A 20,845-nucleotide genomic window follows, 5' to 3' on the forward strand; every position below is an offset into this window, starting at 1 on the left:
ATACTACCGTAGCGCGTGAGGCGGGCCGCACCGCACGCATCTCGAACTGTTACGACGCGCAGGATCGCGCGGTGCCGGGCGCCGCCTCAGACGGAGCGAATAGCGACGACGGCGTTATGCCCGGCCAGCCGCTCTTGATCAGAGCGGAGCTCTGATCGCGGCGATGCCGCACCGGCCCACCGGCCGGTGAAGGGGCAAGCAGAATCAGCTCAGTCGACGGAGCGAATAGCGACGACGGCGTTATGCCCCCCGAATCCGAACGAGTTCGAGATGGCGAGCTGCGGGCCCTCGCCGAGCGGCTGCGGCTCGGAGGAGACGTTGACGGGGATCTCGGGATCCTGCTCGATGAGGTTGATCGTGGGCGGTGCGATGCGGTTCTGCACGGCGAGCACGCTGAAGAGGGCCTCGAGGGCGCCCGTGCCGCCGAGCAGGTGACCCGTGGCGGCCTTCGTGGCCGAGATCGGGATCTCGTCGGCGCGGTCGCCGAAGATCGCCTTCAGCGCCGTGTACTCGTTGATGTCGCCCACGGGCGTCGAGGTGGCGTGGGCGTTGATGTGGGAGACCTCGTCGGCGGTGGCTCCGGCCTGCTCGAGGGCCGTCTGCATGGCGCGGATGGCGCCGCGACCCTCGGGATCGTTCGCGGTGATGTGGTACGAGTCGGCGGTGACCGCTCCGCCCGCGATCTCGGCGTAGATCTTCGCGCCGCGGGCGAGCGCGTGCTCCTCGGTCTCGAGCACGAGCGCGGCGGCGCCCTCGCCCATCACGAAGCCGTCGCGGTCGACGTTGTAGGGACGCGACGCGGTCGCGGGGTCGTCATTGCGGCGAGAGAGCGCCTGCATGGAGGCGAACGACGCGACGGTGATGGGGTGGATCGCAGCCTCGGATCCGCCGGCGATCACGACGTCCGCGAACCCCGCCTGCAGGTGCTCGTAGGCGTTGACGATCGACTCGGTGCTCGAGGCGCAGGCGGAGGCCACCGTGCGCGCATAGGCGCGGGCCTCGAAGTGCATGGACACCGCGGCCGAGGGGGCGTTCGGCATGAGCATGGGCACGGTGAGGGGCATGACGCGGCGCGGACCCTTCTCGCGCAGCGTGTCCCAGGCGTCGAGCAGCGACCAGACGCCGCCGATGCCCGTGGCCCAGTCGACGCCGAGGCGTTCCGCGGCGACCTCGGGGCTGCCTGCGTCGGCGAAGGCCTCCTTGGCGGCGACGAGCGCGAACTGGCTCGACGGGTCGAGCCGCTTGGCGATGGGGCGTTCCAGCACCTCGGTGGGCTTGACCCGAGCCTGGCCCGCGAAGGTGACGGGCAGCTGATACTCGGCGACCCAGTCGTACTCGAGGGTGCGCACGCCCGACTCGCCGGCGAGGAGCGACTCCCAGCTCTCAGGGGCCGTGCCGCCGATGGGGGAGGAGGCGCCGATACCGGTGACGACGATCTTCTTGCTCATGCTTGCGTGCTCCGCGATCTGGTGTGGAACGAACGTTGGGGTGGTGAGGAGGGCGGGGTCGGGCCGCGGCCCGACCCCGTTCCGAGAACCTTAGGCCTGGGCCTTGTTGATGAAGTCGACGGCGTCGCCGACGGTCTTGAGGTTCTTGACCTCCTCGTCGGGGATCTTCACGTCGAACTTCTCCTCGGCGTTGACCACGATGGTCATCATCGAGATCGAGTCGATGTCGAGATCGTCGGTGAACGACTTGTCGAGGGCGACGACGTCGGCCGCAATCCCCGTCTCGTCGTTGATGATCTCGGCAAGACCTGCGAGAACCTCTTCGTTGCTGAATGCCATGGTGTGTTTCTCCTTGATATGGGTGGGGGTTGTAGAAGTGTACGTGCGGTTGGCGCGGGCGCGGAGCCGACGCGCTCTCGGGCTACGGGATCTCGACGACCTGCGCGCCGTAGACGAGGCCCGCGCCGAAGCCGATGGTGAGCGCGAGGCCGCCCGAGAGCTCGGGGTGCTGCTCGCGCAACGCGTGCATGGCGAGCGGGATCGACGCGGCCGAGGTATTGCCCTGCATCTCGATGTCGCGGGCGATCACCACCGACTCGGGGAGCTTGAGCTGCTTCGCGAACTCGTCGATGATGCGCATGTTGGCCTGGTGGGGGATGAAGGCGGCGAGATCGCCGGGCTCGATGCCGGAGGCCTTGAGGGTCTGCTGCGCGACCTTCTTCATCTCCCAGACGGCCCAGCGGAACACGGTCTGGCCGTCCTGGCGCAGTGTGGGCCAGGCCACCTCGCCCGGGTTGCTGCGGTATTCCTCGAAGGTCGAGGTCATTCGGATCGTGTCCCACTTCTCGCCGTCGGACCCCCAGACCGTGGGCCCGATGCCGGCGTGATCGCTGGCGCCGACGACCACGGCCCCGGCGCCGTCGCCGAGCAGGAACGAGATGCTGCGGTCGGTCGGGTCGACGATGTCCGAGAGCTTCTCGGCGCCGATCACGAGCACGTTCTTGCAGAGGCCTGAGCGCACGAGCGCATCACCCTGGGCGACGCCGTACACGTAGCCGGCGCACGCGGCCGAGATGTCGAAGGCCGCCGCGGGCGTGAGGCCGAGGCGGTGCGCGGCGAGCGCCGCCATCGAGGGGGTGATCGCCACGTTCGAGATGGTGGAGATGATCACACCGTCGATCTCGGAGCGCTCGAGCCCCGACTTCACGATCGCCTCCTCGCCCGCCGCGACCGCGAGGTCGACGGCGCCGAGGTGCGCGCTCGCGCGGCGGCGCTGCACGATCCCGGTGCGCTGGCGGATCCACTCATCGGAGGAGTCGATCGGGCCGACCAGATCGTCGTTGGGCACGTCGAGGTCGCCGCGAGCCGCGCCGATGGAGAGGATCCGGGTGTGCGCGGGGCCCGTGGCCTGCACGAGTGATGCCATGTGCGTGAGTCCTTTCGGTCAGACTGTCAGGCTGCTGACGCGGCCTCGGAGATGAGAGCCACGGCGGCGTCGAGATCCGCGGGCGTCTTGACGGCGACGGCCGGCACGCCCTTGAGCGCGCGCTTCGCGATGCCGGTGAGCGCACCGGCGGGGGCGAGCTCGACGAGACCCGAGATGCCAGCCTGCTGGAAGCCCTCCATGCAGGCGTCCCAGCGCACGGGGCTCGCGATCTGCGAGACGAGCAGATCCACGAAGCGATCGCCGTCGTCGACGAGGGAACCGTCGGCATTGGTCCACAGCGGGTGCGTCGGCGTCGACGCGGCCACGCCCTCAGCCGCCTCCCGCAGAGTCGGGATGGCGCTGGACATGAAGTCGGTGTGGAAGGCGCCGGCCACCTGCAGTGCGATCACGCGCGCGCCGCGGGGGGCGTCTGCCGCGACGGCCGAGAGCGCGTCGAGGGCACCCGCCGCGACGATCTGCCCGCCGCCGTTGCGGTTGGCCGGGGTGAGCCCGTGCTCCTCGATCTTCGCGAGCACGTCGGTCTCGACCCCGCCCACGACGGCCGCCATGCCCGTGCGAGCCCGAGTGGCCGCCTCGGCCATCGCGCGGCCGCGCACGCCGACGAGCCGCAGCGCGTCATCCTCGGAGAGCACCCCCGCGGCGGCGGCGGCGGCGAACTCGCCGACCGAGTGCCCGGCGATGCCGGCGTCGGCGACCGCGGTGCGCGCTGCGAGTTCGCGCCACGCGAGCAGGCTCGCGGCCACGATCAGCGGTTGCGCGATCGCGGTGTCGCGGATCGTGTCGGCATCGCTCACGGTGCCGTGCTCGATGAGGTCGACGCCCGCGCGGTCGGAGGCGGTGCCGAGGAACTCGCGGCTGCCCGGCAGCTCGAGCCACTCGTTCAGAAATCCGGGGGTCTGTGAGCCCTGTCCAGGGCAGGCGATGACAATCACGTCTTCCAGTTTCTCAGATCAACGGCCGTGATCCTGCATATTGCGAACGATAAATCTTGAAATTGATTGTGCGAACCCATCATTTTCGGGGCGACGCGGTGCGCCGGATTGCGCGAGCGCCGCGCCATCACCCCGGGCGGCCGTTGGGGCGATCGGGCGGCTTCGCCGACGGCGCTGCGCGCACAAGCGCGGGCTCCGCTCCGGCCTGTGGGCCGTCGCGGCTACTTTCCAGACGGCGCTGCGCGCCGTCCATGGCGCGCGATCGAGCCCGCGATGAGCGCCGACTGCAGGATCAGGGCCTCGCGCGCGCCCGTCGCATTCCAGCCGATCACCTCGGAGACCTTCTTCAACCGGTAGCGCACGGTGTTCGGGTGCACGAACAGCTCACGCGCGGTCGCCTCGAGCGAGCGGCCGTTGTCGAGGTAGCACCACAGCGTTTCGAGCAGCTCGCCCGAGTGCGCCGCAAGCGGCTCGTAGATCTGCTCGATGAGGGTGCGCCGGGCGAGCCCGTCGCCCGCGAGCGCACGCTCCGGCAGGAGATCGTCGGCCGCCACAGGGCGCGGCGCGTTGCGCCAGGAGCGCGCCACGGCGACGCCCGCGAGCGCCGCGCGGGCGCTGCGGGAGGCGTCGACGAGGTTCTCGACGGTGGGGCCGAGCACCAGCGGGCCGTCCGAGAAACCGTCGGCCAGCTTCCCGGCGATCTCGAGGAAGCTGAGCGGCGGATCGGCGGGAGCCGCGGCGTGCTGCTGCGCATCGAGCCGTCCCAGCACGAGCACGAGGCGGGTGCCCTGCAGACCGATCAGCGCGTCGGCGCCCGCGTGCCTCGCCGACCGGCGCAGCTGATCCACGTCGACGACGCGCTCGGCGGTGCCCACGAGCACCGCGGCTTCGCCGTCGCCGTGCCAGCCGAGGGCCGCGATGCGGCTCGGCAGCTCGTCGTCGCTCTCACCGGTGAGGATCGAGTCGACGACCAGTGCCTCGAGGCGCGCATCCCACAGGCCGCGCGCCTCGGCCGCCCTGGCGTACACATCGGCTGCCGCGAAGGCGACGTCGCGCGAGTAGTGCAGCACCGCCTCCCGCAGCGCCTCGCTGCGCGGGGCGACGCGCTCCTCGACCACCGACACCACCACGCGGATCAGCTGCAGGGTCTCCTGCAGGCTGATCGAGCGCAGCAGTTCGCGGGGCGCCGCCCCGAAGACGTCGGAGGCGATCCACGGCGTCGAGCTCGGATCCTCGTACCACTGGATGAATGAGCTGATGCCGGTCTGCGCGACCAGCCCGACCGACGAGCGCCGGCTGGGCGGCATCTTGCCGTACCAGGGCAGCGTCTCGTCGAGCCGGGTGATGGTGCGCGTCGACAGCTCACCCGTGATCGTGCGCAGCCAGGCCAGCTCCTGCTCTTTCGTGCGATCCATGCGCGATCGCTCGATCAGGCCTCGCCGCCCGCGCCGCCGGTGGTGCCTGCGTTCACGTCGTTCAGACGGTACTGCTCGGCTGCGCGACGCGGCACGTCGGCGTCGATGCGACCCTGCGCCGCGAGGCGCTGCAGCACCTTCACCACGACCGACTCGCGGTCGATGCCGAAGTAGCGGCGCGCGGCGGCGCGGGTGTCGGAGAAGCCGAAACCGTCGGCTCCGAGCACCGAGTAGTCGCCGGGGACGTAGGGGCGGATCTGCTCGGGCACCTGGCGCGACCAGTCGCTGACGGCCACGAAAGGGCCCTCGGCGTCGGCGAGCTTCTGCTGCAGGTAGGGCACGCGGGCGTCACCGTCGAGCGAGCGGAAGTTCTGCTCATCGGCCGCCGCGCCGTCGCGCTGCAGCTCGTTCCAGCTGGTGACGCTCCAGACATCGGCGGCCACGCCCCAGTCCTGGGCGAGCAGCTGCTGCGCCTCGATCGCCCACGGCACGGCCACGCCGGAGGCGAGGATCTGGGCGCGGTGACCGTCGCCGGCCGCCTCGCTGACGCGGTGAATGCCGCGCACGATGCCATCGATGTCGACGTTCTCGGGCTCGGCCGGGTGCACGAGGGGCTCGTTGTACACGGTGAGGTAGTACATGACGTTCGGATCCGGGTGCTCGCCGCCGTACATGCGCTCGATGCCGGCGCGCACGATGTGACCGATCTCGTAGCCGTAGGCCGGGTCGTACGCGACGACGGCCGGGTTGGTGGACGCGAGCGCGAGCGAGTGGCCGTCGGCGTGCTGCAGGCCCTCGCCGGTGAGCGTGGTACGGCCGGCGGTGGCGCCGATCACGAAGCCGCGCGCCATCTGGTCGCCGGCGGCCCAGAAGGCGTCACCGGTGCGCTGGAAGCCGAACATCGAGTAGAAGATGTAGACCGGGATCATCGGCTCGCCCTGCGTCGAGTACGAGGTGCCGACCGCCGTGAAGGCGGCGGTGGCGCCGGCCTCGTTGATGCCGACGTGCAGCAGCACACCCTCGGGGCTCTCCTTGTAGGCCAGCAGCAGCTCGCGGTCGACCGAGACGTAGTTCTGGCCGTGCGGGTTGTAGATCTTCGACGTGGGGAAGTAAGAGTCCATGCCGAAGGTGCGCGCCTCGTCGGGGATGATCGGCACGAAGCGGGGGCCGAAGCCCTTGTCGCGCATGAGGTCCTTGAGCATGCGCACGAACACCATCGTGGTCGCGGCCTCCTGCGTGCCGGAGCCCTTCGCCGCGATCGCGTAGCTCTTGGGCTCGGGCAGCACGACCTCGGTGTGGGTGGTGCGGCGGGCCGGCAGGTACCCGCCGAGCGCGCGACGGCGCTCGTGGATGTACTCGATCGCCTCGTCCTTCTCACCCGGGTGGTAGTAGGGCGGCAGGTAGGGGTCGGCCTCGAGCTGCGCGTCGGAGATCGGGATGTGCATCGTGTCGCGGAAGAGCTTGAGGTCTTCGAGCGTCATCTTCTTCATCTGGTGGGTCGCGTTGCGGCCCTCGAAGTGGGGGCCGAGGCCGTACCCCTTGATGGTCTTCGCGAGGATCACCGTGGGGCGGCCGTTGTGCTCCGTCGCGGCCTTGTAGGCGGCGAACACCTTGCGGTAGTCGTGGCCGCCGCGGCGCAGGCCCCAGATCTGGTCGTCGCTGTACTCCTCGACGAGCTTCAGCGCCCGCTCGTCCTTGCCGAAGAAGTGATCGCGCACGAAGGCGCCGTTCTCGGCCTTGTAGGTCTGGAAGTCGCCGTCGGGCGTCGTGTTCATGACGTTGAGCAGCGCGCCGTCGGTGTCGCGGTTCAGCAGGTCGTCCCACTCGCGGCCCCAGATGACCTTGATGACGTTCCAGCCGGCGCCGCGGAAGAAGCTCTCGAGCTCCTGGATGATCTTGCCGTTGCCGCGCACGGGGCCGTCGAGGCGCTGCAGGTTGCAGTTGATCACGAAGGTGAGGTTGTCGAGGCCCTCGTTCGCGGCGACCTGCAGCTGGCCGCGGCTCTCGACCTCGTCCATCTCGCCGTCGCCGAGGAAGGCCCACACGTGCTGGTCGGAGCAGTCCTTGATGCCGCGGTTGGTGAGGTACTTGTTGAACTGCGCCTGGTAGATGGCGTTGATCGGCCCGAGGCCCATCGACACCGTGGGGAACTGCCAGAAGTCGGGCAGCAGGCGCGGGTGCGGGTAGCTGGGCAGACCGCCGCCGAGGTGCGACTTCTCCTGACGGAAGCCGTCGAGCTGGTCGGCGCTCAGGCGGCCCTCGAGGAAGGCGCGGACGTACATGCCGGGGGAGGCGTGGCCCTGCACGAAGATCTGGTCGCCGCCGCCGGGGTGATCCTGGCCGCGGAAGAAGTGGTTGAAGCCCACCTCGTAGAGCGACGCGGCGGAGGCGTATGTGGAGATGTGGCCGCCGACTCCGATGCCTGGGCGCTGGGCGCGGTGCACGGTCATCGCGGCGTTCCAGCGGATCCACGAGCGGTAGCGGCGCTCGAGCTCCTCGTTGCCGGGGAAATCGGGCTCGTCGGTGGAGGCGATGGTGTTGACGTAGTCGGTGGTGGGCACCTGGGGAACGTTGAGGTGCAGTTGACGCGAGCGGTCGAGCAGGCTCGTCATGATCTCGCGACCGCGACCGGCGCCTCGCTCCTCGACCACGGCGTCGAGCGATTCGCGCCACTCGGCGGTCTCCTGCGGATCCATGTCGTCACGATCTGGCGCGTAGGGATCCTGCGTGTTCACAGCCAAGGTTGTGCTCCAATCACCACTCGGCAGGCCGCGCGGCGAGGCGGGTTGGTGCGGTCGTTCGCGGCATGCTCGATCATTCCCGCTGGTCCGCGGGGTGGCTCCAGACTATCGAAGTTCCACGAAGAAACGCGCACATCCCTTGTCGAGGGTGTCACAGCCGCACAATATTCGGGGGCGATTGGGAGCCCGGCTCCCTCGGCCATGGAGAGGCGAGTCGATAGTGTGGAGGCGTCCGCATCATCAATGGCGCGCCAAGCGCCGGTAAGGAGGCACCATGGTGCTCGAGGTCGGCGCGCAGGCGCCCGATTTCACGCTCTCGGATCAGCACGGCGAGGAGCTGACGCTCTCGGAGATGGTGGCCGACGGCCCCGTCGCGCTCGTGTTCTTCCCCTTCGCGTTCTCCGGCATCTGCACGGGCGAGCTGTGCGAGCTGCGCGACAACCTGTCGATCTTCGACGACAACAAGGTGCGCCTCGTCGGCATCTCGATCGACTCGGTCTACGCGCTGAAGGCCTGGGCCGAGCAGGAGGGCTACGAGTTCTCGATCCTCTCCGACTTCTGGCCGCACGGCGCGGTGGCGCAGCAGTACGGCGTCTTCGTCGAGGAAGCGGGCATCGCCACCCGCGCGACGCTCGTGATCGGCGAGGATCGCCGCGTGCTCGCGTCCTTCGAGACCGCGCCCGGCGAGGCCCGCGATTTCGAGGCCTATCGCGAGGCCCTCGAAGCGATCGCCTAGGCGACCGTCGCGATTCGCGACCGCGCGGCGGCGTCCCCTATGCTGGGGAGGCCCGCCTCGCGGGCGCGCGCCTGTAGCTCAGTTGGTTAGAGCATCTCGTTTACACCGAGAGGGTCGGGGGTTCGAGTCCCTCCGGGCGCACTCACTCGCTTCGCTCCTTCACACTCCCGTCGGGCTCATCCATGAACCCTGAACGCGGCTCGCAGGCTCACCGCGCGCCATCGCCGCGCAACGCTGGCGCGTTGCCCTGAGCGGCTGGGCGGGTTCGAGTCCCTCCGGGCGCACCGTCAGCCGCAGCGACCCGTCACCACCGCTCTCGGCGTCGCGCCCGCCTACGCGGGCAGGGCGGCCTCGATCGCCGCGATCACCTCGGGATCGTCGGGCTCGACCGCCGGCCGGAACCGGTGCACCGTCGCGTCGGGGGCGACGAGGAACTTCTCGAAGTTCCACTTGACCCGGCCGCCCTTGCCCTCCGCGTCGGGCACCTCGTGCAGCAGCGCGTAGAGGGGGTGCTTGCGGCGGCCGTTCACGCACACCTTCTCCATGAGCGGGAAGGTGACGCCGTAGCTCGTCGAGCAGAACGTCTTGATGTCGTCGGCGCTGCCCGGCTCCTGCCCGAGGAACTGATTGCAGGGGAAGCCCAGCACCGTGAGCCCCCGGTCCGCGTAGCGCCGCTGCAGTTCCTCCAGCTTGGCGTACTGCGGGGTGAGCCCGCAGCGCGACGCGACGTTGACGATCAGCACCGCGCGATCCGCGTACTCCGCGAGCGAGGTCCGCTCGCCGTCGATCGTCGTCAGCGGTACCTCGCGCAACCCGTCCATGTGGGTCAGCCTACGCCGGCCCGCCGCGCGCCGCCAGGCCTCCTGGCTCGCGAGCGCCGCGGTCGTCTCTCGGCAGCGGTCGAGGAATGATTCCGGATCGCGCGGTGTTGAGAAGCGCGTCGACGAACTGGGCAGCACGGCGCGGCCCGACGAGAAGAGGGAGAGTCAATCGCATGACCACCGATCCGCAGACCGAGCACATCGGAGCCGAGGCGCTGAAGCGCGCGTTCAGGGAGCACCCCACCGGGGTGGCGCTCATCACGGCGCAGACGCCCGAGGGCCCGGTGGGCCTCACGGCGTCGAGCGTCGCCTCGGTCGGGATCGATCCCGCAGCCCTCTCGTTCTCGGTCACGCGGGCCACCGGCAGCGCCGGCGGCATCCTCGGCGCCGAGACCTACCTCGTGCACCTGCTCGACGCGAGGCACGCCGAGATCGCGGCGGCCTTCGCCGTCTCGGGATCCGAGCGCTTCACGCCCGAGCAGGGCTGGTCGATGCTTCCCACCGGCGAGCCGCACCTGCCCCACACGCGCGTCGCGCTGCGGTGCCGCACCCTGCACTCGCTCGGAGTGGGCGCCTCGGTGATCGTGGTCGCCGAAGTGCTCGACGCGGTGTTCGGCGAGCCAGCCGACCCCATGGTCTACCTCGACCGGGCGTTCCGCACGCTCGCACCGGTGGTGTAGCGGCGCTACTCCACGACCGAGATGCCCACCGTGTTGAGGCCACGGGCCTTGTCGCGGCGCTCGACGGTGTTGCTCACCGCCACCAGCCCCAGGCCGACCACCGCGAGCGCCGCTCCCACCCACCCCGGGGCGAGGTAGCCGAACCCGCCGGCGATCACGATGCCGCCCAGCCAGGCGCCGAGGCTGTTGCCGATGTTGAACGCGGCGTGGTTCACGGCGGCGCCGAGCAGCGCCGCCTCGTCGGAGATGCGGATGAGCCTCGACTGGATCGAGGGGATGAGCAGCGATGAGGTGACGCCCAGCATGAAGCCGCACGCGAAGAGGCCGACGGGATGCCAGGCCAACTGCGTGTACAGCACGAGCACGACGATGAAGCCGATGAAGCCCCACGTGACCGTGCGCCGGGGGTCGCGGTCCGTCGCCCAGCCGCCGATGAGGTTGCCGATCGTCATGCCGACGCCGAGGCAGGCCAGCACCCACGGCACCATCGCCGGCGACAGCCCCGTCTCACGGGTGGTGGCCTCGGCGATGTAGGAGTACACCGCGAAGAATCCGCCGAAGCCGACCGAACCGACGGCGATCATCACCCAGATGCGCGGGTTGCGCAGCGCCGAGAGCTCGCGCAACGGGCTGCGCTCGGGGTTGCCGGGGTACCTGGGGAGCGCGAGCATCGAGAGCAGCAGCGTCGTGGCGAAGATCACGGCGACCAGCACATAGGCCGAACGCCAGCCGAGCAGCTGGCCCATCCAGGTCGCGAGCGGCACGCCCACCACGTTGGCGATGGTGAGCCCCGAGAGCGCGAGGGCGATCCCGCGCCCGCGCTTGCCCGGCCCCATGATGCGGGCCGCGAGCAGCGACGCGACCCCGAAGTAGGCGCCGTGCGGCAGCGCCGCGACGAACCGGAAGAGGGCGAGCGAGCCGAACGTCGGCATGCACGCCGATGCGACCGTGCCGATGATGAAGAGGCCGAGCAGCCAGAACGCGAGTCGCGTCTGGGACATGCGCGCTGCGAGCACCGCGAAGGTCGGCGCCCCGACCACCACTCCGAGCGCGTAGACGGTGATGAGCACACCCGCCTGCGCGATCACGCGGTCGGGCGCCTGCTCGAAGCCGGGGATCAGCTCGCCCGCGATGTCGGGCAGCAGGCCCATCGTCGCGAACTCGGTCACGCCGATGCCGAAGCCGCCGAAGGCGAGGGCGAACAGTGCGACGCCGCGGCGCAGCGGGGAGAGAGAGGGCTCGGTCATGGGCGACCTTTCGGGTGGCGGGCGGGCGCCCGGGTTCACCCGCGCGCCGAGGACTGCGCGGCACTGCGACCGGGCAAGTCTAAACGCTCACTGTTTCCGAACGGTCACGATCCCGCCCGCAGCGAAATCCGTCCTTCGCGATGACCGCGTTCGCGGTCACCAGCCCCGGGCGAGCCACGCCTCGAGATCCGGCGCCTCCGCCGCCACCGTGGTGCTGTCGCCGTGGCCCGGTCTCACGACGGTCGCCGACGGCAGCGTGAGCAGGCGGGTGCGGATCGACTCCACGATCTGCTCGAAACTCGAGTACTCCCAGCGGGTGGCGCCGGGGCCGCCCTGGAAGAGGGTGTCGCCCGAGAACACGGTGCCGAGCGCGGGCGCGATGAAGCACACCGAGCCGGGCGTGTGCCCCGGCGTGTGGGCGACCGCGAGGTCGACGCCCGCCACCAGGAAGCTCGCGCCGTCGGCGAGCTCGAAGTCGGGCAGCGTCTCGCCGTGGGCCTCGCGCCACAGGAAGAGGTCGGCCGGGTGCAGGTACACGTGCGTGTCCAGCATCCGGGCCGCTTCCACCGCGGCGTTCACGTGATCCTCATGACCGTGGGTGAGCAGGATCCCCAGCGGATCCCGATCGCCCACCGCGGCCACGATCGCCTCGGCGTCGTGCGAGGCGTCGATGACCAGCGCCTGCTCGTCGTCGCCCACGATCCAGACGTTGTTCTCGAGCTCGACCCCGTCACCGGGGTAACCGGGGCGACCCGCGCCGACGAGGCCGCGGGTCACCACCCGGTCGATCCGTGCTTCCGACATGATGCCGTCTCAGCCGCGGGTCACCACGACGGGGCACGGCAGGGCCTGCAGCACGCCGTGGCTCACCGAGCCCAGCAGCAGACGCGAGATGCCGCCGCGGCCGCGGCTGCCCACGACGAGCAGCTCGGCGCCCTCGGCCGCCTGCACGAGCGCCGCCACTGGAGGCGACTGCACGATCTCGCGACGAATCTCGAGGTCGGGGTAGCGCTCCGCCAACCCGGCGACGCCGATCGCGATGGCCTCCTCGGCGGCCGAACGCTGTGACTCCACCAGCTCCTCGCTCCAGAGATACTCGAGGCCCGGGGTGAGCGGGGGCATCCAGGCGTAGACCGCGATGAGCGGCGAGCCGCGGAACGAGGCCTCCTCGGCCGCGACCGCGATGGCCCGCTTCGAGGCCTCCGAACCGTCGACGCCCACGACCACGCCCGGCTTCGGCTCAGCCGAGGCCACGGCCGGGATCACCGCGACCGGGCAGTGCGCGGTCGCCGCGACCTTCACCGCGCGGGTGCCGAAGAACGAACCCGCGAACTGGCTGCCGTTGTGCGCGCCGAGGATGAGCAGATCGGCGTGCTTCGACGCCTCCTCGACCTCGGCGATCGGGTGGCCGACCACCGCGGTGCCCGAGATCTTGCCCTCGAAGCCGAGGCTGCGAGCGTACTCGGTCTCGGCGTGCAGCATCTGCTCGGACGCCTGCTGCGCCTCCGAGAGGAACGCGACGCTCTCCGAGAGGAACGAGTCGTCGGCGACGTGCAGCAGCTCCACCTCGGCTCCGCGCTCCGTGGCTCGAGCGAGGCCCCAGGCGAGCGCGACGCGGCTCTGCTCGGATCCGTCGACACCGATGAGATACTTCGATGACATCTTCGTTCCTTTCTCTCGGGTTCTGCGGCGGGCCTGAGGTCAGGCCTCGCGCGCCGGAAGATGCGCGGGGTGGTTTCCTGCGAGCTGCTCGATGATGCGCACCACCTGGCAGCTGTAGCCGTACTCGTTGTCGTACCAGACGTAGACCACTGCGCTGTCGCCGGTCACGATGGTGGCGAGGCCGTCGACGATGCCCGCGCGGTTCGAGCCGACGAAGTCGTTCGAGACGATCTCGGGCGACTCGACGTAGTCGATCTGGGTGCGCAGGGCGCCGGTGAGCGACACCTCCTCGAGGAAGGCGTTGATCTCGTCGCTCGTGGTCTCGCGCTCGAGCTGCAGGTTGAGCACGGCCATCGACACATCCGGGGTGGGCACGCGGATCGCGTTGCCGGTCAGCTTGCCCTCGAACTCGGGCAGCGCCTTCGCGACCGCCTTCGCTGCGCCGGTCTCGGTGAGCACCATGTTGAGGGCGGCGGAACGGCCGCGGCGGTCGCCCTTGTGGAAGTTGTCGATGAGGTTCTGGTCGTTGGTGTACGAGTGCACCGTCTCGACGTGGCCGCGCTTCACACCGAAGCGGTCGTTGATGACCTTCAGCACCGGCGTGATCGCATTGGTGGTGCAGGAAGCGGCGCTGAGGATCGTGTGCTCGTCGGTGATCTTGTCGTTGTTGACGCCGTAGACCACGTTGAGCATGTCGCCCTTGCCCGGCGCGGTGAGCAGCACCCGGGAGATGCCACGGTTGCGCAGGTGCTGGCCGAGGCCCTCGGCGTCGCGCCAGCGACCGGTGTTGTCGACCAGGATCGCATCCTCGATGCCGTACTCGGTGTAGTCGACGCTGGCCGGGTCGTTCGAGTAAATGACCTGGATGCGCACGCCGTTCGCGAGGATCGCGTTCTCGTCCTCGAGCACCTTGATGGTGCCGTTGAAGGGGCCGTGCACCGAGTCGCGGCGCAGCAGGTTGGCTCGCTTCACGAGGTCGTTCTCGGATCCCTTGCGCACCACGATCGCCCGCAGGTTCAGGCCGTTGCCGCTGCCCGAGTGGTCGATGATGATGCGGGCGAGCAGGCGTCCGATGCGGCCGAAGCCGTAGAGCACGACGTCGGTGCCCTGACCCGGGCGGGCGTCGAGCGCGGGAGCGAGCTGCTCGCGCAGGTAGGCCTCGACGTCGCCGCCGCCCGAAGCGCGGAAGCCGTTCGCGAGCAGCGCGAGGTCGAGCGAGACCGGGCCCGGCTGGATCTTCGCGAGCGCCTCGACGATCGCCGAGGTCTCCTCCAGGGGCAGCTCGACGTCGTCGATCTTGTGGGCGTAGTAGTGAGCACGGATGATGTCGATCGGGGAGCGCCCCACCAGGCTGCGTCCGTGGACGGACATGACCACGTCGTGGTCGCGGTAGAGCTGGCCGATCAGCGGAATCATCCGCTCTGCGAGTTCCTGCTTCGCCTTCCAAGCCTCGAGGTGAGCATCAGCACGCTGAATCATGTGAACGGAGGGGTCCTTTCAACACTGTCATGAAGAGAATCGGCCTGCCCGCCGACGACGCTTGTTCGTCAGTGCCAGTATCCCATGACCGGCCTTGGATGACGCAGTGTGACACCGTGATTTCGCCCGCCGGGCCCGATCCCGCACGCTTGTTCTCGTACCGCCGCGCCCGACGCGGCGTCGACCCACCAGCACATCGATCATGAGGAGCATCATGACCTTCACGAAGCGCGGCATCCTCGCCGCCTCGATCACCGCGCTCGCACTCGCCGCCACGACGGCGCTCGCCGGCTGCTCGGCCGCCGGGGGATCCGACGAGGGCGGCGGCGGCGCGGCCGCCTCCGAGACGGTGCGCATCGGCGTCGTCGGCGCGAGCGACCCCTACTGGGAGACCTTCACCGCGGCCGCCGCCGAGGAGGGCATCGAGGTCGAGCTCGTCGACTTCACCGACTACAACCAGCCCAACCCGGCGCTGAGCGAGGGCGAGCTCGACCTCAACCAGTTCCAGCACATCGTGTACCTGGCCGACTACAACGTGGCGAACGACGACGACCTCGTCGCGATCGGCTCGACCGCGATCTACCCCCTCGGCGTGTTCTCCACCAAGCACGACTCGCTCGAGGACATCCCCGAGGGCGGCACGGTCGCTATCCCCTCGGATCCGACCAACCGCGCCCGCGCGCTCAACGTGCTGCAGGCGGCCGAGCTCATCGAGCTGAGCGACGGCGGCAGCCTGTTCTCGACCCCCGACGACATCGACGCCTCCGCGTCGAAGGTGCAGGTCACCGAGATGGACGCATCGTTCACCGCGACCTCGCTCTCCGACGTCGACGCCGCCGTCGTCAACAACGACTTCGTGACCGACGCCGGCCTGAAGTTCGACGAGGCGCTCTACCAGGACGATCCGGAGGACGAGGGCGCGAAGTACTTCATCAACATCTTCGCGGCCCGCGCCGAGGACAAGGACAACGAGACCTACCAGAAGCTCGTCGAGATCTACCAGACGAACCAGGACGTGCAGGACGGCGTCTTCGAGAATTCGGGGGACAGCGCGATCCTGCTGAACACGCCGGTCTCGGAGCTGCAGGAGATCCTCACCGATTCCGAGGAACAGGTCCGCGAGAACAAGTAACCGCTCGTCGCGCAGCGAGAGCAGCGATTAGGATCGGGGCGTTCGGTTTCACCGGGCGCCCCGATCCGCATCCGCGGCGAGCAGGAGGGAGACCGCGCATGACGCGTGTCCAGATGATCGGCGTCTCCAAGCGCTATCCGGGTCGCGGCAAGGGCGCCGCGCAGGTGGTGGCGGTCGACGACGTCTCGATCGACGTGGCCTCGGGCGAGATCCACGCCATCATCGGCTATTCCGGAGCCGGCAAGAGCACCCTGCTGCGCCTCGTCAACGGCCTCGAGCGGGCGAGCTCGGGCCGCATCCTGGTGGGCGACGACGAGATCACGAGCCTGCCCGAGGCGAGGCTGCGCGCGGTGCGCGGCCGCATCGGCATGATCTTCCAGCAGTTCAACCTGTTCCATTCGAAGCGGGTGTCGAAGAACGTCGAGTACCCGCTCGTGGTGGCCGGCGTCTCTCCGGCGGAGCGCAAGCGTCGCGTGGCCGAGCTGCTCGACTTCGTCGGCCTCGGCGACAAGGCGGAGGCGTACACCGACCAGCTATCGGGCGGCCAGAAGCAGCGGGTCGGCATCGCTCGGGCGCTCGCGACGAACCCGGGTGTGCTGCTCGCCGACGAGGCCACGAGCGCGCTCGACCCGCAGACCTCCCAGGAGGTGCTCGCGCTGCTGAAGCGCGTCAACGACGAGTTCGGCATCACGATCATCCTCATCACCCACGAGATGGAGGTCGTGCGCGGGATCGCCGATCGCGTCACCGTGATGGACGGGGGCCGCGCGGTGGAGCAGGGCGGCGTCTTCGACGTCTTCTCGAGCCCGCAGACCACCACGACCAGGCGCTTCGTGTCGAGCGCGCTGCCCACGGAGCCCCAGGCCGAGCACCTCGAGCAGCTGCGCGAGCGGCACCGGGGCCGGCTGGTGACGCTCACATTCCGCGATGGAGACGTGGATCAGCCCGTCGTGTTCCGCACCCTCGCCGAGCGCGGCGTCGGGGTGAGCATCGTGCACGGCGGCGTCACCGACGTGGGCGGCCGCAGCTTCGGCAAGCTCACCCTCGAACTCATCGGCGACGACCTGCGCGTCGAGCACGCGATCGCGGCGCTCGCGCAGGAGACCGACCTGGAGGTGCTGGTCTGATGGACAAGCTCATGGAGCTGCTCGCGAACGGCAAATTCCTCGAGGCGACGGTCGAGACGCTCGTCTACGTCGTGTTCGCGATGGGCATCGGCGGGGTGCTCGGCCTGATCATCGGCGTGCTGCTCACGGTCTCCCGACAGGGAGGCATCCTGCAGAACCGCGCCCTCTACTGGACCCTGAACTTCCTCGTGAACTTCTTCCGGCCGATCCCGTTCGTGATCCTCATCGCCGCGATCCAGCCGCTCGCCCGCCTCGTCGTCGGCACGGGCATCGGGGATCGCGCCCTGATCTTCGTACTCGTCTTCGCGGCGACCTTCGGCATCGCGCGACTCGTCGAGCAGAACCTGCTCACCGTGCCGCCCGGGGTGATCGAGGCCTCGCGCGCCATGGGCGCCGGTCCGCTGCGCACCATCCTCACGGTGCTGATCCCCGAGGGTCTCGGCCCCGTCGTGCTCGGCTACACCTTCGCGTTCATCGCGGTGGTCGACATGACCGCGATGGCCGGCGTGATCGGCGGCGGCGGCCTCGGAAACCTCGCCCTGCAGTACGGCTACCGCCAGTTCAACCCGTGGGTCACGTGGTCGGCCGTGCTCATCATCATCGCCATCGTGCAGCTCGTGCAGCTGCTCGGCAACGTGTTCGCCCGCAAGCTGCTCCGGAGGTAGCCCGTGTCATCAGCCCCGCCGCGCACCCTCGCCGATCTCCGGCGCGTCGCCGAGGAGTTCTGGCCCGCCTCGACCGCCGAGGGGTGGGACCGCGTCGGCCTCGTCTCCGGTGCGGGCGATGCGCCCCTGCGCCGGGTGCTGCTGGCGGTCGACGCGGTGGCGGCGACCGTCGACGAGGCGCTCGAGCTGGGCGCGGACGCTCTGCTCACGCACCATCCGCTGCTGCTGCGCGGCATTCACACGATCGCCGAGGACACCTCGAAGGGCGCGCTGCTCGCGAGGCTCATCCGCGGCGGTTGCGCGCTGCTCGCGGCGCACACGAACGCCGACCAGCCCGAGGGCGGCGTCTCGGCGGTCGTCGCCGAGCGGCTCGGCCTCGTGTCGGCCGAGGCGATCGTGCCGGCCGAGGGGCCCCGACCGGGCGAGGTGTTCGGCATCGGCAGGGTCGGCGACCTCTCCGAGGCGACCTCGCTGCGCGAGTTCGCCGAGCGGGTCGCGGCGATCCTGCCCGAGACCGTGAGCGGCGTGCGGGTGGCCGGCGATCCGGATCGGCCCGTGCGTCGCATCGCACTGCTCGGCGGGGCGGGGGACAGCCTGCTCGATCACCCCGCGGTGCGCGCCGCCGACGTCTACCTCACCTCCGATCTGCGGCACCACCCCGCGCAGGAGTCGATCGAGCAGTCGCTCGCCGCGGGCGGGCCCGCTCTCGTGGACGTCGCGCACTGGGCGAGCGAATCGCTGTGGCTCGAGGGTGCGGCCGAGCGGCTCTCCGCCCGGCTGCCCGGCGTCGAGTTCGCGGTGAGCGGTCTGCGCACCGATCCGTGGAGCTTCGCGGTCGGGGCGTCGAGGCTCTGAGCCTCGGCCCGATCCGGGCCTTCTCCGGACGCCGTCGCGGGCTCCGGCCCGGCGCGCCTGCCCGTGCTTCGGATCTCGCCGACGTCTCGGATCGGATCGCGCGTTGCGCCCCGAGACATCGGCGTGCTCCGAGCGAACGGCCGGGGGCGCCGCCCGGGTAGGCTTGACCCCATGAAAGCCAGCCCTCGCCAGCAGCAGCTGCTGCTCGACCTGCAAGACCGCGACAACACGATCGCCCGGCTCCGTCGCAAGCGCAGCACCCTGCCCGAGCGGGCCGAGCTCGACGGGCTGACCGGCGAGGCCGAGCAGGCGAAGGCGCGCTTCATGGCGGCGCAGCGCGAGCTCGACGCCCAGAACGCCGAGATCGCGCGCGTCGAGGCAGACGTGCAGCTCGTGAGCCAGCGCCGCGCGCGCGACGAGCAGCTGATCGCGGTGAGCACGTCGTCGAAGGAGGCGCAGGCGCTGCAGAGCGAACTCGACACGCTCGCGCGGCGGCAGAGCGAACTCGAGGATCGCGAGCTCGAGATCATGGAGGTGCAGGAGCGGGCGCAGGCCGAGTTCTCGGCCGCCCAGCAGGTGCTCGCCGGCGTCGACGAGCGCCGCGCCGCGATCAGGGCGAAGATCTCGGAGGCCGAGCAGCGCCTCGACCGCGAGCTCTCGTCGCGCGGCGAGGAGCGGGCCGGCATCGCGGCCGAGCTGCAGCGCGACCTGCTCGACCTCTACGAGGAGCTGCGGGGCCGCATCGGGATCGGCGCGGCCCGTCTGCGGGGCGGCGTCTCGGAGGCCAGCAACATGTCCCTGACGCCGGCGGAGCTCAGCGACATCCGCTCGGCCGCCCCCGACGAGCTCGTCTTCTGCCCGGGCACCGGCGCGATCCTCGTGCGCGTCGAGGGGGAGTAGCGCCCCGCGCCGCTGCCGCCGCGCACGCGCGGTAGACTGGATCCGGAACGGGCTGGCGGGCGGTCGCGTCGCGGCACTTCGGTGCTCGCGCCGAGGAACGTCCGGGCTGCACAGAGGAGAACGGTGGGTAACACCCACCCGGGGCGACCCGCGAGAAAGTGCAACAGAGAGTAGACCGCCCGATGCGGCACGCTGCATCGGGTAAGGGTGAAAGGGTGGTGTAAGAGACCACCGGCGTTCGTGGTGACACGGGCGGCCAGGTAAACCTCGTTCGCAGCAAGGCCAGACAGCAGACGTCGACGCTCCTCGCCGAGTCTGCGGGTAGGCCGCTAGAGGGTGTCGGCAACGGCGCCCCGAGAGAGATGACCGTCACCGGCCGGTTCGCCGGCCGGGACAGAACCCGGCGTACAGCCGGCCCGTTCCCCTCTCCGCCCTGATGCTTCCGCGTGATTCTGCGGAGGTATCAGGGCGGTTTCGTGTCTCCGAGGAGCCCTGGACGCACCGTGGACACGGTGGCGGCGCGAGACGAGACCGCCCGACGCGATGATCGCGGGCTGCACCGCCGCGGCGATGTCGAGTCGTACGAGACCGCGGGCCGGTCACCCCGAGACGGTCAGCAGCTCGAAGCCGTCCTCCCGCACCACGATCGTGTGCTCGAACTGCGCCGTGACGCTCTTGTCGCGCGTGGTGACGGTCCAGCCGTCGTCCCACTGATCCCACTCGTACGAGCCGAGCGTGAGCATCGGCTCGACCGTGAAGACCATGTTCGGCTTGATGACGTCGCCGTAGGCCGGGGCCGAGTCGTAGTGGGGGATGATGAGACCCGAGTGGAACGACGAACCGACGCCGTGCCCGGTGAAGTCGCGCACCACGCCGTAGCCGAAGCGCTTCGCGTACGTCTCGATGACGCGACCGATCACATTGACCTGGCGCCCGGGCTTCGCCGCCTTGATGCCGCGCATCATGGCCTCGTGCGTGCGCTCGATGAGCAGGTCGACCTCCTCGGAGACCCGACCGACCCGGAAGGTGCGGTTGGTGTCGCCGTGGAAGCCGTCGAGGTAGGCAGTGACGTCGACGTTGACGAGGTCGCCCTCGCGCAGCACCGTGTCGTCGGGGATGCCGTGGCAGATCACCTCGTTCACCGACGTGCACGAGGAGGCCCGGTATCCGCGGTAGCCGAGCGTCGAGGGGTAGGCGCCCTGCGAGACGACGTACTCGTGCGCGACCCGGTCGAGCTCGGCCGTGGTGACACCGGGACGCACGGCGTCGCCGACCGCGTCGAGCGCGCGCGAGGCGACCCGGCCCGCGGCTCGGATGCGCTCGATCTCCGCCTCGCTGTAGGTGTCGTCCCCCGTGTAGGCGGGAGGAGCCGCGAGGCCGACGTAGGGAGGACGGGCGATCTGCTGGGGGACGGTGCGCGGCTGGGGCGCGGAACCGGGGACCAAATGGCCGTGTGCGTCGAAGGGCATGCCTCTAGTCTATGAAGTAGGCCCGGCTCGCCCGGGTCCTGATCGTCCGGAACCGACCGGGCGCCGAGCAGACGCGCGATCCGCGCGAA

At 70.1% G+C, this 20,845-nt stretch carries 19 protein-coding genes, 1 tRNA gene and 1 other RNA gene; 9 read left to right on the forward strand and 12 right to left on the reverse strand.

Annotation, left to right across the window (positions count from 1 at the left end):
* Window positions 1-209: 209 nt before the first annotated feature.
* The 6 genes from Leucomu_RS07560 to aceE form a co-directional block, all read right to left on the reverse strand.
* Window positions 210-1,448 carry a beta-ketoacyl-[acyl-carrier-protein] synthase family protein gene (locus Leucomu_RS07560; RefSeq protein ID WP_128386841.1) on the reverse strand — a complete coding sequence of 413 codons (1,239 nt, stop codon included), beginning with the start codon at window positions 1,446-1,448 and terminating at the stop codon, window positions 210-212.
* A 90-nt stretch (window positions 1,449-1,538) separates the two neighbouring features.
* The gene (locus tag Leucomu_RS07565; protein ID WP_017882567.1) at window positions 1,539-1,787 is read right to left on the reverse strand and encodes an acyl carrier protein; all 249 of its coding nucleotides are present in this window, start codon (window positions 1,785-1,787) and stop codon (window positions 1,539-1,541) included.
* Between the two features lie 82 nt (window positions 1,788-1,869).
* A complete protein-coding gene (locus Leucomu_RS07570) occupies window positions 1,870-2,874 on the reverse strand; it encodes a beta-ketoacyl-ACP synthase III (protein ID WP_017882566.1) in 1,005 nt (334 codons plus the stop codon).
* Window positions 2,875-2,900: 26 nt separating this feature from the next.
* Entirely contained in the window at window positions 2,901-3,827 is a 927-nt protein-coding gene (locus Leucomu_RS07575) for an ACP S-malonyltransferase (protein ID WP_128386842.1), read from the reverse strand.
* Between the two features lie 221 nt (window positions 3,828-4,048).
* Window positions 4,049-5,242, reverse strand: a complete 1,194-nt coding sequence (locus Leucomu_RS07580; RefSeq protein ID WP_017882564.1) for a PucR family transcriptional regulator — start codon at window positions 5,240-5,242, stop codon at window positions 4,049-4,051.
* A 14-nt stretch (window positions 5,243-5,256) separates the two neighbouring features.
* On the reverse strand, window positions 5,257-7,983 hold the full coding sequence (gene aceE / locus Leucomu_RS07585; RefSeq protein ID WP_128386843.1) for a pyruvate dehydrogenase (acetyl-transferring), homodimeric type: 2,727 nt from the start codon (window positions 7,981-7,983) through the stop codon (window positions 5,257-5,259).
* Between the two features lie 274 nt (window positions 7,984-8,257).
* Here aceE and Leucomu_RS07590 point away from each other — a divergent pair, with 274 nt between their 5' ends.
* Together Leucomu_RS07590 and Leucomu_RS07595 are read left to right on the forward strand one after the other, a co-directional pair.
* Window positions 8,258-8,719: a peroxiredoxin gene (locus Leucomu_RS07590; RefSeq protein WP_128386844.1), complete on the forward strand. Its 462-nt coding sequence runs from the start codon at window positions 8,258-8,260 to the stop codon at window positions 8,717-8,719.
* 67 nt (window positions 8,720-8,786) lie between these two features.
* A tRNA-Val gene (locus tag Leucomu_RS07595) sits at window positions 8,787-8,860 on the forward strand.
* A 191-nt stretch (window positions 8,861-9,051) separates the two neighbouring features.
* On the opposite strand, the gene Leucomu_RS07600 is transcribed toward Leucomu_RS07595, so the two are convergent.
* Entirely contained in the window at window positions 9,052-9,540 is a 489-nt protein-coding gene (locus Leucomu_RS07600; protein WP_164884525.1) for a glutathione peroxidase, read from the reverse strand.
* Between the two features lie 173 nt (window positions 9,541-9,713).
* Here Leucomu_RS07600 and Leucomu_RS07605 point away from each other — a divergent pair, with 173 nt between their 5' ends.
* Entirely contained in the window at window positions 9,714-10,220 is a 507-nt protein-coding gene (locus Leucomu_RS07605; RefSeq protein WP_017882560.1) for a flavin reductase family protein, read from the forward strand.
* Between the two features lie 5 nt (window positions 10,221-10,225).
* Here the strand turns inward: Leucomu_RS07605 and Leucomu_RS07610 are convergent, their stop codons facing one another.
* From Leucomu_RS07610 to Leucomu_RS07625, 4 genes are all read right to left on the reverse strand, one after another.
* Window positions 10,226-11,467 (reverse strand): MFS transporter, encoded by a 1,242-nt coding sequence (locus Leucomu_RS07610; RefSeq protein WP_128386845.1) that lies wholly within the window; start codon window positions 11,465-11,467, stop codon window positions 10,226-10,228.
* 156 nt (window positions 11,468-11,623) lie between these two features.
* Window positions 11,624-12,271 carry an MBL fold metallo-hydrolase gene (locus tag Leucomu_RS07615; RefSeq protein WP_128386846.1) on the reverse strand — a complete coding sequence of 216 codons (648 nt, stop codon included), beginning with the start codon at window positions 12,269-12,271 and terminating at the stop codon, window positions 11,624-11,626.
* 9 nt (window positions 12,272-12,280) lie between these two features.
* The gene (locus Leucomu_RS07620; RefSeq protein WP_128386847.1) at window positions 12,281-13,129 is read right to left on the reverse strand and encodes a universal stress protein; all 849 of its coding nucleotides are present in this window, start codon (window positions 13,127-13,129) and stop codon (window positions 12,281-12,283) included.
* Window positions 13,130-13,168: 39 nt separating this feature from the next.
* Window positions 13,169-14,608, reverse strand: a complete 1,440-nt coding sequence (locus tag Leucomu_RS07625; protein ID WP_031289447.1) for a glyceraldehyde-3-phosphate dehydrogenase — start codon at window positions 14,606-14,608, stop codon at window positions 13,169-13,171.
* A gap of 214 nt (window positions 14,609-14,822) precedes the next feature.
* Here Leucomu_RS07625 and Leucomu_RS07630 point away from each other — a divergent pair, with 214 nt between their 5' ends.
* The 6 genes from Leucomu_RS07630 (at window position 14,823) to rnpB (ending at window position 19,711) form a co-directional block, all read left to right on the forward strand.
* Window positions 14,823-15,740, forward strand: a complete 918-nt coding sequence (locus tag Leucomu_RS07630) for a MetQ/NlpA family ABC transporter substrate-binding protein (RefSeq protein WP_017882555.1) — start codon at window positions 14,823-14,825, stop codon at window positions 15,738-15,740.
* A gap of 98 nt (window positions 15,741-15,838) precedes the next feature.
* Window positions 15,839-16,867, forward strand: a complete 1,029-nt coding sequence (locus tag Leucomu_RS07635) for a methionine ABC transporter ATP-binding protein (protein ID WP_017882554.1) — start codon at window positions 15,839-15,841, stop codon at window positions 16,865-16,867.
* Window positions 16,867-17,532: a methionine ABC transporter permease gene (locus tag Leucomu_RS07640; protein WP_017882553.1), complete on the forward strand. Its 666-nt coding sequence runs from the start codon at window positions 16,867-16,869 to the stop codon at window positions 17,530-17,532. Before Leucomu_RS07635 ends, Leucomu_RS07640 begins: the two co-directional genes overlap by 1 nt.
* Window positions 17,533-17,535: 3 nt before the next feature.
* Entirely contained in the window at window positions 17,536-18,387 is an 852-nt protein-coding gene (locus Leucomu_RS07645) for a Nif3-like dinuclear metal center hexameric protein (RefSeq protein ID WP_017882552.1), read from the forward strand.
* Window positions 18,388-18,558: 171 nt separating this feature from the next.
* Window positions 18,559-19,287: a zinc ribbon domain-containing protein gene (locus tag Leucomu_RS07650; RefSeq protein WP_017882551.1), complete on the forward strand. Its 729-nt coding sequence runs from the start codon at window positions 18,559-18,561 to the stop codon at window positions 19,285-19,287.
* 47 nt (window positions 19,288-19,334) lie between these two features.
* Window positions 19,335-19,711, forward strand: an RNA gene (rnpB, locus tag Leucomu_RS07655) — RNase P RNA component class A.
* Window positions 19,712-19,886: 175 nt separating this feature from the next.
* Here the strand turns inward: rnpB and map are convergent.
* Window positions 19,887-20,756, reverse strand: coding sequence for a type I methionyl aminopeptidase (gene map, locus Leucomu_RS07660; protein ID WP_017882550.1), 870 nt, complete (start codon window positions 20,754-20,756; stop codon window positions 19,887-19,889).
* Between the last annotated feature and the right edge of the window lie 89 nt (window positions 20,757-20,845).

It is taken from the genome of Leucobacter muris (genome assembly GCF_004028235.1).
GTDB lineage: Bacteria > Actinomycetota > Actinomycetes > Actinomycetales > Microbacteriaceae > Leucobacter > Leucobacter muris.

Coding starts and splice junctions, on each gene's coding strand:
- Leucomu_RS07630 (WP_017882555.1), top strand. CDS start 14,823: ATGACCTTCACGAAGCGCGGCATCCTCGCCGCCTCGATCACCGCGCTC.
- Leucomu_RS07580 (WP_017882564.1), bottom strand. CDS start 5,242: ATGGATCGCACGAAAGAGCAGGAGCTGGCCTGGCTGCGCACGATCACG.
- Leucomu_RS07625 (WP_031289447.1), bottom strand. CDS start 14,608: ATGATTCAGCGTGCTGATGCTCACCTCGAGGCTTGGAAGGCGAAGCAG.
- Leucomu_RS07570 (WP_017882566.1), bottom strand. CDS start 2,874: ATGGCATCACTCGTGCAGGCCACGGGCCCCGCGCACACCCGGATCCTC.
- Leucomu_RS07650 (WP_017882551.1), top strand. CDS start 18,559: ATGAAAGCCAGCCCTCGCCAGCAGCAGCTGCTGCTCGACCTGCAAGAC.
- Leucomu_RS07600 (WP_164884525.1), bottom strand. CDS start 9,540: ATGGACGGGTTGCGCGAGGTACCGCTGACGACGATCGACGGCGAGCGG.
- Leucomu_RS07610 (WP_128386845.1), bottom strand. CDS start 11,467: ATGACCGAGCCCTCTCTCTCCCCGCTGCGCCGCGGCGTCGCACTGTTC.
- Leucomu_RS07565 (WP_017882567.1), bottom strand. CDS start 1,787: ATGGCATTCAGCAACGAAGAGGTTCTCGCAGGTCTTGCCGAGATCATC.
- map (WP_017882550.1), bottom strand. CDS start 20,756: ATGCCCTTCGACGCACACGGCCATTTGGTCCCCGGTTCCGCGCCCCAG.
- Leucomu_RS07635 (WP_017882554.1), top strand. CDS start 15,839: ATGACGCGTGTCCAGATGATCGGCGTCTCCAAGCGCTATCCGGGTCGC.
- Leucomu_RS07620 (WP_128386847.1), bottom strand. CDS start 13,129: ATGTCATCGAAGTATCTCATCGGTGTCGACGGATCCGAGCAGAGCCGC.
- Leucomu_RS07640 (WP_017882553.1), top strand. CDS start 16,867: ATGGACAAGCTCATGGAGCTGCTCGCGAACGGCAAATTCCTCGAGGCG.
- Leucomu_RS07615 (WP_128386846.1), bottom strand. CDS start 12,271: ATGTCGGAAGCACGGATCGACCGGGTGGTGACCCGCGGCCTCGTCGGC.
- Leucomu_RS07590 (WP_128386844.1), top strand. CDS start 8,258: ATGGTGCTCGAGGTCGGCGCGCAGGCGCCCGATTTCACGCTCTCGGAT.
- Leucomu_RS07560 (WP_128386841.1), bottom strand. CDS start 1,448: ATGAGCAAGAAGATCGTCGTCACCGGTATCGGCGCCTCCTCCCCCATC.
- Leucomu_RS07605 (WP_017882560.1), top strand. CDS start 9,714: ATGACCACCGATCCGCAGACCGAGCACATCGGAGCCGAGGCGCTGAAG.